This window comes from Janthinobacterium sp. GW823-FHT03B06, assembly GCF_058796955.1.
Genome location: NZ_JBXAJE010000012.1, coordinates 64826 through 78191 on the forward strand (window position 1 = coordinate 64826; position 13366 = coordinate 78191).

10 protein-coding genes are annotated in these 13366 nt (G+C 62.8%); 6 read left to right on the forward strand and 4 right to left on the reverse strand.

The annotated features are described in order from the left end of the window. Nucleotides 1-11 precede the first annotated feature (11 nt). The 3 genes from AC1RBA_RS26690 to AC1RBA_RS26700 all read right to left on the reverse strand — a co-directional run bounded on the left by AC1RBA_RS26690 (nucleotide 12) and on the right by AC1RBA_RS26700 (nucleotide 4138). On the reverse strand, nucleotides 12-1649 hold the full coding sequence (locus AC1RBA_RS26690; RefSeq protein ID WP_492420414.1) for a methyl-accepting chemotaxis protein: 1638 nt from the start codon (nucleotides 1647-1649) through the stop codon (nucleotides 12-14). Between the two features lie 81 nt (nucleotides 1650-1730). Then, nucleotides 1731-3365: a methyl-accepting chemotaxis protein gene (locus AC1RBA_RS26695; protein ID WP_492420416.1), complete on the reverse strand. Its 1635-nt coding sequence runs from the start codon at nucleotides 3363-3365 to the stop codon at nucleotides 1731-1733. Between the two features lie 281 nt (nucleotides 3366-3646). Further along, nucleotides 3647-4138 carry a chemotaxis protein CheW gene (locus AC1RBA_RS26700; RefSeq protein ID WP_034752308.1) on the reverse strand — a complete coding sequence of 164 codons (492 nt, stop codon included), beginning with the start codon at nucleotides 4136-4138 and terminating at the stop codon, nucleotides 3647-3649. 327 nt (nucleotides 4139-4465) lie between these two features. Here AC1RBA_RS26700 and AC1RBA_RS26705 point away from each other — a divergent pair, with 327 nt between their 5' ends. The 4 genes from AC1RBA_RS26705 (at nucleotide 4466) to AC1RBA_RS26720 (ending at nucleotide 8306) form a co-directional block, all read left to right on the forward strand. Beyond that, nucleotides 4466-5116 (forward strand): HD domain-containing protein, encoded by a 651-nt coding sequence (locus AC1RBA_RS26705; RefSeq protein ID WP_492420418.1) that lies wholly within the window; start codon nucleotides 4466-4468, stop codon nucleotides 5114-5116. 119 nt (nucleotides 5117-5235) lie between these two features. Further along, nucleotides 5236-6519: a TCR/Tet family MFS transporter gene (locus tag AC1RBA_RS26710; RefSeq protein ID WP_492420420.1), complete on the forward strand. Its 1284-nt coding sequence runs from the start codon at nucleotides 5236-5238 to the stop codon at nucleotides 6517-6519. A 100-nt stretch (nucleotides 6520-6619) separates the two neighbouring features. After that, complete coding sequence (locus AC1RBA_RS26715; protein ID WP_492420422.1) at nucleotides 6620-7441, forward strand: substrate-binding periplasmic protein; 822 nt, start codon at nucleotides 6620-6622, stop codon at nucleotides 7439-7441. Between the two features lie 7 nt (nucleotides 7442-7448). Further along, nucleotides 7449-8306 carry an EamA family transporter gene (locus AC1RBA_RS26720; protein WP_121669210.1) on the forward strand — a complete coding sequence of 286 codons (858 nt, stop codon included), beginning with the start codon at nucleotides 7449-7451 and terminating at the stop codon, nucleotides 8304-8306. Here the strand turns inward: AC1RBA_RS26720 and AC1RBA_RS26725 are convergent. Next, nucleotides 8303-10246, reverse strand: coding sequence for a CocE/NonD family hydrolase (locus AC1RBA_RS26725; RefSeq protein WP_492420424.1), 1944 nt, complete (start codon nucleotides 10244-10246; stop codon nucleotides 8303-8305). The two genes, AC1RBA_RS26720 and AC1RBA_RS26725, sit on opposite strands and share 4 nt — an antisense overlap. Before the next feature lie 316 nt (nucleotides 10247-10562). Here AC1RBA_RS26725 and trpS point away from each other — a divergent pair, with 316 nt between their 5' ends. Beyond that, nucleotides 10563-11639, forward strand: a complete 1077-nt coding sequence (gene trpS, locus AC1RBA_RS26730; RefSeq protein ID WP_205602349.1) for a tryptophan--tRNA ligase — start codon at nucleotides 10563-10565, stop codon at nucleotides 11637-11639. Nucleotides 11640-11771: 132 nt separating this feature from the next. Further along, entirely contained in the window at nucleotides 11772-13361 is a 1590-nt protein-coding gene (locus AC1RBA_RS26735) for a pyridoxal-dependent decarboxylase (protein WP_492420426.1), read from the forward strand. Nucleotides 13362-13366 lie beyond the last annotated feature (5 nt).

The following is a 13366-nucleotide window of genomic DNA, read 5'->3' on the forward strand; positions in this document are numbered from 1 at the left end:
GGGTAAGCAACTTAGGCGGCGCGGCCGAGCTGCAATGCTTCTGCTGGCGCCTTGGCTGCCGGACGCTTGGCCCCCTTCAAGCCGCCGGCACTGGCCTGCTGCCCATTCAATTTGAACACGCTGACCACCTGCGCCAGGTTGTGCGCCTGGTGCTGCATCGATTCGGCGGCGGCCGCCGATTCTTCCACCAGCGCCGCATTCTGTTGCGTGACGGCATCCATCTGGCCGATGGCCCGGTTGATCTCGTCGATGCCCACGCTTTGCTCGCTGCTGGCCGCCGTGATTTCCGTGATGATGTCGCTCACGCGCTGCACGCTGTCGACGATGTCGTTCATGGTCGAGCCTGCCTGCGCCACCAGCATGCTGCCCGCGTTGACTTGCTCCACGGACGCGCCGATCAGGGTCTTGATCTCTTTCGCGGCGCTGGCCGAGCGCTGCGCCAGGTTGCGCACTTCCGAGGCCACCACGGCAAAGCCGCGGCCCTGTTCGCCTGCACGGGCCGCTTCCACGGCCGCATTCAGGGCCAGAATATTCGTCTGGAATGCGATGCCGTCGATCACGCTGATGATGTCGACGATCTTGTTCGACGAGGCATTGATCGATTGCATCGTGCCCACCACTTGCGCCACCACCTCGCCGCCCTTGACGGCCACTTGCGCCGCCGATGCCGCCAACTGGTTCGCCTGGCGCGCATTGTCCGCATTCTGCTTCACGGTGCTGGTCAATTCTTCCATCGAGGACGCCGTCTCTTCCAGGGAACCGGCTTGCTCTTCCGTGCGGGAAGACAAGTCCTGGTTGCCTGCAGCAATTTCCGTCGACGAGGTCGCAATGCTGTCCGTGCCCGTACGCACTTCGCTGACGATGTTGAGCAGGCTCGTGTTCATGTCCTTCAACGCTTGCAGCAATTGCCCCGTTTCATCCTTGGCGCTGGCATCGATCTGCGCCGTCAAGTCGCCATCGGCCACCTTGCGGGCGATATCCACGGCCGTGCGCAGAGGACGCACGATGCCCATCGTCAGCAACCAGGCGCACACGACGCCAAAGCCCAGCGCCAGCACGGCCAGGGTCAGCAGCAAGTTGCGGCTCGTCTTGGCGACATCGTCGATCTCGCGCGCCGTCGTGTCGATGCTGGCGCGCTGGTGCTGCAGCATGTCGTTGACCACTTTCAGGTATTTCGTCGAACCGGGCACGAAGATACCCTGGAAAGCCTTCTCCGCTTCCGCTTCCTGTCCATCCGCCTTCAGCTTCGATACTTGCGCGCGTGAATCGAGGTAAACCTTGCGCTGTTCGCTCACCAGGCGGAACAGTTCCTTTTCTTCCGGGCTGGAAATCAAGGCTTCGATTTTCTTTTGCAGTTCGCCCGAGACGACGGACGACTGTTTCGCCTCTTCCGCAAAATACGCGCCCAAGGTCGTGTCGCTGCTGCGCGCGATGGCCGTGGTGCGGCGCACGCCGCTATCGATCTTGGAATACCAGTCGGAAATATAGCGTTCCTTCGCCAGCGGCAGTTCCATCATGGTGCGCGTGGCCGTGGCCACGTCGTGCAAACGCCACACGCTGATGCCCGTGATCAGCATGGAAAACAGCAAAATCACGGCAAAACCCAGGCCGAGGCGCACACCAATACTGACGTTTCTTAACAAATTCATGTGAATATCCTAAAAAAGCGGAACCAGACTATATAAAAGGGGGACAGCAGAAAGCGGCCGCACGGGGCGGCCGCGGCGGCATCAGCGTGTGCCGATGCGCAAGGCGGTTTGCGGCGCTGCCGGGCGTTTCAGCGCATGTGTGACACCGTTCGCACCGCTGGCCTGCTCGCCGTTGAGCTTGAACACGCTGACCACCTGCGCCAGGTTGTGCGCCTGGTGCTGCATCGATTCGGCGGCCGCCGCCGATTCTTCCACCAGCGCCGCATTTTGCTGCGTGACGGCATCCATCTGGCCGATGGCCCGGTTGATCTCGTCGATGCCCACGCTTTGCTCGCTGCTCGCCGCCGTGATTTCCGTGATGATGTCGCTCACGCGCTGCACGCTGTCGACGATGTCGTTCATGGTCGAACCGGCTTGCGCCACCAGCATGCTGCCCGCATTGACTTGCTCGACGGACGCGCCGATCAGGGTCTTGATCTCTTTCGCGGCGCTGGCCGAGCGCTGGGCCAGGTTGCGCACTTCGGACGCCACCACGGCAAAGCCGCGGCCTTGCTCGCCCGCGCGCGCCGCTTCCACGGCCGCATTCAGGGCCAAAATGTTCGTCTGGAAGGCGATGCCGTCGATGACGGAAATGATGTCGACGATCTTGTTCGACGACGCGTTGATCGATTCCATCGTGCCCACCACCTGCGCCACCACTTCGCCGCCCTTGACGGCCACTTGCGCCGCCGAGGCCGCCAACTGGTTCGCCTGGCGCGCATTGTCCGCATTCTGTTTCACGGTGGAAGTGAGCTCTTCCATCGACGACGCCGTCTCTTCCAGGGAACCGGCCTGCTCTTCCGTGCGGGAAGACAGGTCCTGGTTGCCGGCGGCAATCTGCGTCGAGGAGGTCGCGATGCTGTCCGTGCCGCTGCGCACTTCGCCAACGATGTTGAGCAGGCTCGTGTTCATGTCCTTCAACGCCTGCAGCAATTGCCCCGTTTCATCCTTGGCGCTGGCGTCGATCTGCGCCGTCAAGTCGCCATCGGCCACCTTGCGGGCGATATCCACGGCCGTGCGCAGGGGGCGCACGATGCCCGTCGTCAAGACCCAGGCACAGACAACGCCAAAAGCCAGCGCCAGCGCGGCCAGCACCAGCATCAGGTTGCGGCTGGTATTGGCGACGGCGTCGATCTCGCGCGCCGTCGTGTCGATGCTGGCGCGCTGGTGTTCCAGCAAGTCCTGCACCATCTTCTGGTACTTGGCGGCGGCCGGCACGAAGGTCTTTTCAAACACGTCATTGGCGGCATCGACCTGCGCTTCGCCCTTGAGCTTGTAGACCTGGTCGCGCGAACCGATGTACACCTTGCGCTGCTCCAGCAAGCCCGCGAACATGGCTTTTTCCTCGGGCTTGTCGATCAAGGCCTCGATTTTCTTTTGCAGCTCGGCCGAGCTGGCCGACGAGACCTTCGATTCTTCGGCGAAATAACCGCTGAGCGAGGTATCGCTGCTGCGGGCAATGGCGATGGTGCGGCGCACGGCGCTGTCGATGCGGCCATACCAGTCGGAAATATAGCGTTCCTTCGCCAGCGGCTGCTCCATCATGACGCGCGTGGCGCTGGCCACGTCGTGCAGGCGCCAGACGCTGATGCCCGTAATGAGCATGGAAAACAGCAAAATCACGGCAAAACCGAGTCCGAGGCGGACACCGATGCTGACGTTGCGTAATACATTCATGTGACTATCCTAAAAAGCCCTGATGCCAGCATGCCGCACGGCTGATGGCTTCCCTTTGGCGCGCTGGCTGGCGGCGGTGTCAAGGCGGGTGTAAAAGTGAAACTGAAGTGAAACTGGCGCACGGTTCGGCGGAACCGTGCGCCAGGAAATGCGCTAGCGTGCGCCTTGCAGAAAAACCAAGCAATGTCGAGAGTCAATTGTTTTTAAGAAACCCTCTCGGATTAGGATGTCGGGAAATGTTCAGGGGCAATGCAACGCCGTCCCGGACTTTTCCTGGCGGCCTAGGCTGCGAGTTTTTCGATCAGGCCCATGTCGGCGCTGGACATCAGCTGGTCGATATCGACCAGGATCAGCATGCGCTCGTCGATGGTACCCAGGCCGATCACGTATTCCGTGTTGATCGAACGGCCCATGTCCGGCGCCGGCTTGATCTGTTCCGGCATCAGGGTGGTGACGTCGGAAACGCGGTCGACGACCATGCCGACGACGCGGTTGCCGATATTGAGGATGATGACGACGGTAAACTGGTCATAGCTGGGCGTGCCCAGGTTGAACTTGATGCGCATGTCGACGATCGGCACGATGATGCCGCGCAGGTTGACCACGCCCTTGACGAACTCGGGGGCGTTGGCGATGCGGGTCGGCGTTTCATAGCTGCGGATTTCGCTGACTTTCTGGATGTCGATGCCATACTCTTCCTGGCCCAGGGTAAAGGCTAGGTACTCGGCAGCCTTGGCAACGGTGGCGCCAGTGTCGCTGGAATTGGTGTTCATGATGATCCTTTCGTTAACTCGCCTGGGGCGCAGTCAAGGCACGCTGCGCGCAACCTTGGATGTGACGCGCCATGCACGATGGAATGGCCGCCACTGCTATGTTTTTGCAAATACTTTCTCGCAATTAGCTTATGCTTCTAATTTCCGTGCGGCAATGTTACCCCATGTAAATTTTACATGCACTAAAAAAGAGCGGTCGTCTGATTTTGGCTTTTCAAAAATACAATTTATGTGGCGAATACGGCACGCCGCGGCGTCACGCTCCCCGCCGCACGGGGCGGCGTTTTATGCCACACTGGCGGCCCCCGCTTTTTATGATAGTGAACCATGCATTCTTTGCTTTCCCAATGGCAGCCACGCCTGCTGGCGCTGGCCACGGCCGGCCTGGGCGATGACAGCGCCCACGACATCAACCACCTGCACCGCGTCTGGCGCAATGCCAGCGTTCTGCTGCAGGAATATGCGCAGGCCGACGCCCTCACCGTGATGGCTGCCTGCTATCTGCACGACCTGATCAATCTGCCGAAAAACCACCCGGAACGCCATCTGGCCTCGCGCCAGGCGGCCGCGCTGGCTTGCCGCCAGCTGGCGGAACTGGATTTCCCGGCAGAAAAACTGGCCGGTGTGGCCCACGCCATCGAGACGCACAGTTTTTCCGCCAACTTGACGCCGCACACGATCGAAGCGCAGATCGTGCAGGATGCCGACCGTATCGACGCGCTGGGCGCCGTCGGACTGGCGCGCCTGTTCTACACGGCTGCGCGCATGGATAGCGCGCTGGCGCATGGCACGGATCCGCTGGCAGCGCATCGCCCGCTCGACGACAAGGCCTACGCACTCGACCATATCGTCACCAAGCTCGACAAGCTGCCCGGCAAGATGCAGACGGCGGCGGGCCGCGCGCTGGCTGAACGGCGCCTGGCCGTGCTGACGGATTTCCGCGCCGCCTTTGCCGACGAATGGGGAATGGGCGCATAAGCTTGGCGGCGATAGCCAGCAACGCGCATGCTGTCTATAATGCAAGCCTCAGCTATCGCGCCGCGCGTCAGCAGCATCCTGTAACGCGCCGGCGCGATGCCAACGCGCCGAAAGCATGCATGTCCGATAAAACCAGCCCCGACAGCCATTCCCCGTCCTCGCCCGCCGCGCCCGCGCGCGCCGGCAATCTCAATTTCATCCTCGTCTGCGTCTTCATCGACATGCTGGGCATCGGCCTGGTGGTGCCCGTGCTGCCCATCCTGATCGGCGACTTTGTCGACGGCAAGGATGCGCAGGCATTCTGGTACGGCATCATGGCGGCCGTCTTCGGCTTGCTGCAGTTCATCTTCATGCCCATGCTGGGCGCCATCAGCGACCGCGTGGGACGCCGTCCCGTGCTGCTGTACTCGATGGCCGGCATGGGCATCAACTTTCTCGCCACGGGCTGGGCGCCGAACCTGGCCTGCCTTTTCATCGGCCGCATCATCGGCGGTGTCTCGTCGGCCAGCATGTCGGTCGCGTCCGCCTATGCCTCCGATATTTCCACGCATGACAACCGTGCCAAGAGTTTCGGCAAGATCGGCGCCGCCTTCGGCCTGGGCTTCATCTGCGGGCCCATGCTGGGCGGCCTGCTGGGTGAGGTCAATCTGCGCCTGCCGTTTTACGTGGCGGCAGGCCTGTCGGCGGCCAATTTCCTCTACGGCTATTTCTGCGTGCCCGAATCGCTGCAGCCCGGTCCCCGCGCGCCCTTTACCTGGGCGCGCATCAATCCGTTTGCCACCCTGCTGAAACTGGTGCGCCGCGTGGAGATCCGCGGTCTGGTGCTGGCCTTCGGTCTGATGACGTTTGCGCAAATGATGCTCAACACCACCTGGGTGCTGTACACGCATTTCCGCTTCGACTGGACGCCGCGCCAGAACGGCATCGCCATGTTCTGCGTGGGCCTGTGCGCGGCCGTCGTGCAGGCGGGCTTGCTGGGCATCCTCATCAAGCGCTTCGGCGAAGTGCGTTTGTCCCTGCTGGGCATGGCCTCCGGCGCCCTCACCTACCTGCTGTACGGGCTGGCGACGCAGGGCTGGATGATGTATGCGCTGATCCTGTGCAACCTGCTGGCCTTTGCCGCCGGTCCGGCCCTGCAGGGCATCATCTCGAAATCATCGAACGCCGGCGAACAGGGTGAACTGATGGGCTCCCTGCAATCGATCAGCAGCCTGGGCATCATCATCATGCCTTTGCTCGGCAGCATGATCCTCGGCGAGGTGAGCCACTTGCCAGCACAGGACTGGCGCATCGGCAGCACCTTCTATCTGTGCGCCATCATGCAAACCCTGGGCATCGTGGTGGCCTGGCGCTACTTCCAGGCGCAGCGCCTGGCCAGACTTGCGGTTTCCACCACAAAGTAGTCGGCAGGATAATATTGCATTTGAGAAATAGATAGGCGAGAATGGGATAATCAAGCGGACGTTGCCGACGCCCGCGATTCGATGGTGAGCAAGGATGGGTATGACTGACTTTTATTCCAGCGCCTGGCGCCGGACCATGGCCATGCTGGCGCTGGCGCTGCCGACCCTGGCGGGCGCGCAATGCTCGCGCGACATTCAGGTGCCCGTCTCGGCCATCGGCGCCAGCGTGGTGGTCAATGGCGCCGCCATCGGCGGCATCTACCCCGACTTGCTGCGTAGCATGGGCGCCAAGCTCGGCTGCAATTTCATCTTCACGGCCGTGCCCCGTGCGCGCCTGGAGGCGATGTTCGAGGCGGGCAAGGCCGATATGCTGATTCCCGCCAGCAGCACGCCGCGGCGCGACCAGCACGGCCTGTTCATCCCCTTGATGGGCAACCGGCCCCTGCTGATCTCGCTGCAAGGCGCGCGCGCGCCCATCAACACCATGCAGGAATTGCTTGAGCGGCGCGACTTGCGCGTGGCGCTCGTGCGCGGCTACGACTATGGCGCCTCTTACCAGGCGCTGGCCAAGGAACTGAGCAGCCAGGGCCGCCTGTTCTACGAGGTCGATGCGCTGTCCGTGGCGCGCCTGATGCAAAGCGGCTTCATCGACGCCACGATCATGAGCCCCACCATCCTGGCCGGCGTGGCGCAAAACGATGCGCGCGTGTATGGCCTGGCCGACCGCCTGCGTCTGGAAGCCTTGCCGGAATTGCCGTGGGGCATGAGCGGCGTCTACCTGTCGCGCAAGTCGCTGACGGCGGATGACCAGGCGGCCCTGCGCGAACTGCTGGAAAAAGCCAGCCGCTCGGGCACCCTGATGGAAGGCTTCCAGCGCCATCACCGCCAGGAACTGTTGTCGCAGAGCATACGCCCGCGCTAAGGCCTGCATGTCCGGTTTCGTCGTCGCCGTCGTCCTGTTTGCCGCCCTGCTGCATGCCAGCTGGAATGCCATCGTCAAGTCGGGCAAGGATACCTTCCTCACGACCGTGCTCGTCTCCGCTGGCGCGGCCCTGATCTCGCTGGCAATCCTGCCCTTCGTCGATGCTCCCGCGCCCGCCAGCTGGCCCTACGTGGCCGCCTCGGCCGTGGCGCAGCTTGCCTATTATTCTCTGCTGGCGGCCGCCTACAAGGCGGGCGACATGAGCCACGCCTACCCGCTGATGCGCGGCAGCGCCCCGCTGATCGTGGCGCTGGCCAGCTGGCCGCTGATCGGCGAACGCCTGTCTTCCATGCAAATGGGCGCCATCGCCTGCATCTGCGCGGGCATCCTCGGCCTGTATATTGCCGCGCGCGGGCCCGCCACGGCCATCGCCGCGAAAAACACGGGACGCGCCACCGCCTTTGCACTGGGCAACGCCTGCGTCATCGCCAGCTATACCCTGATCGACGGCATCGGCGTGCGCCTGTCCGGCGCGCCGGCCGCCTACACGATGTGGATTTTCGTCTTGAACGGAACCGGGCTGCTGCTGTGGACGGTGCTGCGTCGCCGCGCCGGCCTGCTTGCCTATGCGCAAACGCAATGGCGTTTGGCCGCGCTCGGCGGTTTCGGCACCCTGGCCTCGTATGGACTGGCCCTGTGGGCCATGACGCAGGCGCCCGTAGCCGCCATCGCGGCCCTGCGCGAAACGTCGATCCTGTTCGCCATCGCCATTGCGGCCCTGTTCCTGCGCGAAAAAATCAGCCCCCGCCGCTATGTGGCCATCGGCCTGATCGCGGCGGGAGCAGTCTTGATGCGCATCGCCTAGCGGGCGTCGAGCGGCGCGATAGGCAACTCGATGGCGCTGGCCGCCCCTGCCGCGTGGTACACGCGCTGCGTCGCCTTTCTATAATGGCCCGGGTCGGCCAGGAAGATGTTCGGCACGTAGTTTTGCGGGTTGCGGTCGTACAGCGGGAACCAGCTCGACTGTACTTGCACGGCAATGCGGTGACCGGGCAGGAAGACATGATTCGCGTTCGGCAAGGCGAAGCGGTAGCGCTCCACTTTGCCCGCCGGTATCGGTGTCGGGTGCTCGAAGCTGTCGCGGTAACGGCCGCGGAAGATATCCATGGCCACGCCCAGCTGGTAGCCGCCCATGGCCGGCTGCGACGGTACTTCGTCCGGATACACGTCGATCAGTTTCACCACCCAGTCGGCATCCGTGCCGCTGGTGGCCGCGAACAGGTTGACCATCGGTGCGCCGGCGATGCGCACGGCCGTTTTCAACGGTTCCGAAACATAGCTGAGCACGTCCGTGCGGTCCGCATAGCCGCGCTGGTCGCTGACCAGCCATGGCTTCCACACGTCGCCATCGGCGAGGCGCACGGGACGGGGCACGAAAGGCACGGGTTTGGCGGGATCGGCCACGTATTCGTCGAAGGCGCCTTGCGCCGCATCCGCAGCGCCCGATGGCGCCGCAAAGCCCAGCCTGGAACCGTCCTGCAGGTAGATCGGCGTCAGCTTGGTGTCGCAGGTCTCGCAAGCCAGCGGCCACTGCTGCAGGCGCTGCCATTGGTTGGTGCCGCTCTGATAGGACACGACGGGCGCCGTGTTCGCTTCCGGCGCGCCATCCTTCAGGTATTGATTGAGGAATGGCTGCATGACTTTTTCGCGGAACTGGCGCGCCGTATCGCCGTCAAACTTCAGGGCGCCCAGGCTGGAACCGTCATAGTTGACGCCGCTGTGACGCCACGGGCCGATGGCCAGGTAATTGAGGTTGTTGTGCTTGTCGCGCCCTTCCATCGCCGTATAGGTGGCATAGGGGCCATAGATGTCTTCCTGGTCCCACTGCCCCACCACGTGCATGGTGGGCACGATCAACGGACGCTTGGCGAGGATTTTATCGAGCGCCTGTTCCTGCCAGTAACTGTCGTAGGCCGGATGCTCGAACAGCTTTTTCGTGTAGGTCAGCTTGTCGATGCCAAATTTCTTCGCGAAATCACCGGCCGAGCCGATGCGCAGATACGCGTCGTAGTCGTCGTAGACGCCCAGCACGGGCGCCTCACCGCTGCCGCGCACGCTCGTTTGCCACGCCAGGTAAGACAAGCTCGGCATGCGGAAGGCGCCGTTATGGAACCAGTCGTCGCCGCGCCAGCCGTCGACCATGGCGCTCATGGGAATGGCCACCTTCAGCGCCGGATGCGGATCGACCAGGGCCATCAGCACCGTATGTCCCTCATATGAGGAACCGAGCATGCCCACTTTGCCATTGCTTTCCGGAATATTTTTCGACAGCCACTCGATGGTGTCCCACGCATCGGTCACGTTATCGACCTTGGTATTGTTCAGCGGGCCGCGCACGGGGCGCGTCATCACGTAATCGCCTTCCGAGCCATGCTTGCCACGCACGTCCTGGAAGACACGGATGTAGCCGTTCTCCACCAGGGTGTCGTCGCCCTGCGGCAAGGTGGCCAGCATGCTGGCGCTGGTGGCGCGCTGGGCGCGGCGCGCCGCGTTGTACGGCGTGCGCGTGAGCATGATGGGCGCCCGCTTGGCGTCTTTCGGCACGACGATCACCGTGTACAGCTTGACGCCGTCGCGCATGGGGATCATCACCACGCGCTTGACGTAATCATTCATATCGGGCAGCACCAGCTTGGCGCCGATATCGGGCGTCATCGGCGGCGTTTGCGCCATCGCCGGTACTGCAAACAAGGAACTGATAACAAAAGCCAGGCCGGTGAGCCGGACGGGGGACGACACGCGCATACTGTTCTCCAATGATTCATGCCACGCAAAAGTGGCCGAATGGCAATAGTACCCGGAAAGCAAGTTCCACAATAGGCTAGCCTCTGACGCAGCGCAGCAGATATATGGGCACGCAACTTGACAGAACGCGCCCGAACTGCAACCATAACGCCATGAAATTTATCCCGTCACAACACGCCTGCTTGAATTGGTGGTCCCGCTCACTTTCGCGCGGCCACTCTATAGTGATGTGAATTTGATCCACGCCGCCTCGATCGGTGGCGTAACAGGCTCAGCCTGGATCATCCCCGATGCAGGCGGCTCAAAAGGAAACTTGATGAGCTTGCCTAACACCCCAGATACCCAAGACCAGAACGACGCACCGGCAGCACCGCTGTCGCCCGCCGCCATCGCGTCGCAATCCGTGATCCTGACGGGCGACCGCCCGACCGGCCCCTTGCACCTGGGTCACTACGTGGGCAGCCTGCGCGACCGCGTCCGCTACCAGAACAGCTACAAGCAATTCATCATGCTGGCCGACGCGCAAGCGCTGACGGACAATATGGAAGACATCGACAAGGTGCACCGCAACGTCGTCGAAGTGGCGCTCGACTACCTGGCCGTCGGCATCGACCCGAGCAAGACCACGGTCTTCATCCAGTCGCAGATCCCGGAACTGGCCGAGCTGACCTTTTACTACCTGAACATCGTCACCGTGGCGCGCCTCGAGCGCAATCCCACCGTCAAGGAAGAAATCCGCCTGCGCGGCTTCGAGCGCGACATTCCAGCCGGTTTCTTGACCTACCCGGCCAGCCAGGCGGCCGACATCACGGCATTCAAGGCGGGCGTGGTGCCCGTGGGCGAAGACCAGATCCCGATGATCGAGCAAACGAATGAAATCGTGCGCCGCTTCAACCGCATGTACAACCGCGAAGTGCTGATGGAATGCAAGGCGCTGGTGCCGGACATCGGCCGCCTGCCCGGCATCGACGGCAAGGCGAAGATGAGCAAGTCGCTGGGCAACACCATCAACCTGGGCGCGACCCCGGCCGAAATCACGGCTGCCGTGAAAAAAGTCTATACGGACCCGCTGCACCTGCGCGTGGAAGACCCGGGCCACCTGGAAGGCAACATCGCGTTTACCTATCTGGACGCGTTCGATCCGGAAAAAGCGGCACTGGCCGAAATGAAAGCCCATTACGTGCGCGGCGGCCTGGGCGACAGCATCGTCAAGAAGCGCCTGGACGTGGTCTTGCAGGAAATGCTGGCGCCGATCCGCGCCCGCCGCGAAGAGTTCGCCAAGGACAAGGGACAAGTCATCCAGATGCTCAAGGAAGGCACCTTCAAGGCGCGCGAAGTGGCGGCCCGCACGGCCGACGAAGTCAAGTCGGCGCTGGGCCTCAACTACTTCTGATCGCCCGCAGCAATAGCAAACTGATATAGCAAACTGATGCGCTCAGGCGGAGTCGGGTAAAATCCCGCTTCCGCCTGGGCGCAATTCGTTTGTCACCGTGGCACCAGCAATCCGTAGAGAAGACAACGCGCCATGACCGAGACCCCTATCGAACAGCTGCTGCAGCAGCATTTTTCCATCGATGCGCTACAGCAGGCACCCGCGCCCTTGCAGCAGGCCTTGCGCATGCTGGGCGGCTGGCTGGCCGCCGAACGCGCCGAACCGTATCCGCACACGCCGTATGCGGAACTGCTGACGCAGCTGTCCGATACCTGCCTGCCCGCGCATGGCATGCCCGTGGCGCAATTCCTGCAGGAGCTCGACACCACCGTGCTGGCCAATACGGCCCAGCTGAACCATCCGCAATACATCGGCCACATGACGCAGGCCTTGCCCTGGATCAGCGTGCTGGCCGAAGCGTTTACGGCCACCCTTAACCAGAACCAGGTCAAGATCGAGACGGCGTACGTATCGACCCTGATCGAAAAGCAGATCCTGGGCTGGCTGCACCGCCAAGTCTACCAGCAGCCGGACGCCGTCTATGCGCAGGCCATGGCCGCCACCAGCGGCGCGCTGGGCAATGTCGTCAATGGCGGCACCATGGGCAACCTGACGGCGCTGGCCGTGGCGCTGGAAAAACAATTGCCCGGCACGCGCAAGCGCGGTTTGTTTGCCGCCATGCAAGAATCCGGCTACGCGGGACTGGCTGTGATCGGTTCGGCCCGCAGCCATTATTCCGTGAAAAAGGCGCTGGCGACCTTGGGCCTCGGCGAAAACGCCCTGCACCTGGTGGCCGTCGACCGCGACAACCGCATCGACATCCAGGCGCTGGAAGCGACGATTGCCGACTTGAAATTGCGCAATATCAAGGTCGTCGCCATGATCGGCATCGCCGGCACGACGGAAACAGGCGCCATCGACCCGCTGGCCGCCATGGCGGCGATTGCCGCGCGGGAAGGCATCTGGTTCCACGTGGATGCGGCCTGGGGCGGCGCGCTCTTGATCGCGGAACAGTACCGCCCGCTGTACGACGGCATCGCCCTGGCCGACTCCGTCGTCATCGACGGGCATAAATTGCTGTGGGTGCCGATGGCGCAAAGCATGGTGCTGTTCAAGGATGGCGCCAGCCTGAACCTGCTGAAGCACAACGCCAACTACATCTTGCGCGACAATTCGGGCGACCTGGGCCAGACCTCGCTGGAAGGCTCGCGCCGCTTCGACGCCTTGAAACTGTGGACCTCGTTCAAGGTGCTGGGCGTGTCCGGCTACACGACCTTGCTGCAGCAGGCGGCCACCCTGTCCGGCCAGTTGCAGGACTTGTTGGCCGACCAGCAGGATTTCGAACTCGTCACGCGCTCCGACACCTTCATTCTGACCTACCGCTACGTGCCCGCGCCCTTGCGCCAGCGCATGGACAGCCTGCTGGCCGGCGGACAGGTCGAGGCGGCGACCGAGCTGAACAAGCAACTGAACACCTTGAACGCCAAGCTGCAAAACCGCCAAAAGGCGCAAGGCCACAGTTTTGTGTCGCGCACGGTCCTGGAATCGACGCGCTACCCTGGCCCGACGAATGTATTGCGCGTGGTCATGACGAATGTCAAGACGCGACCCCACCACCTGCGCGCCATTTTGGCCGAACAGCGGGCCATCGGCCAGGCGCTGGTGGCGGAACTGGGCCTGTAAGAAAC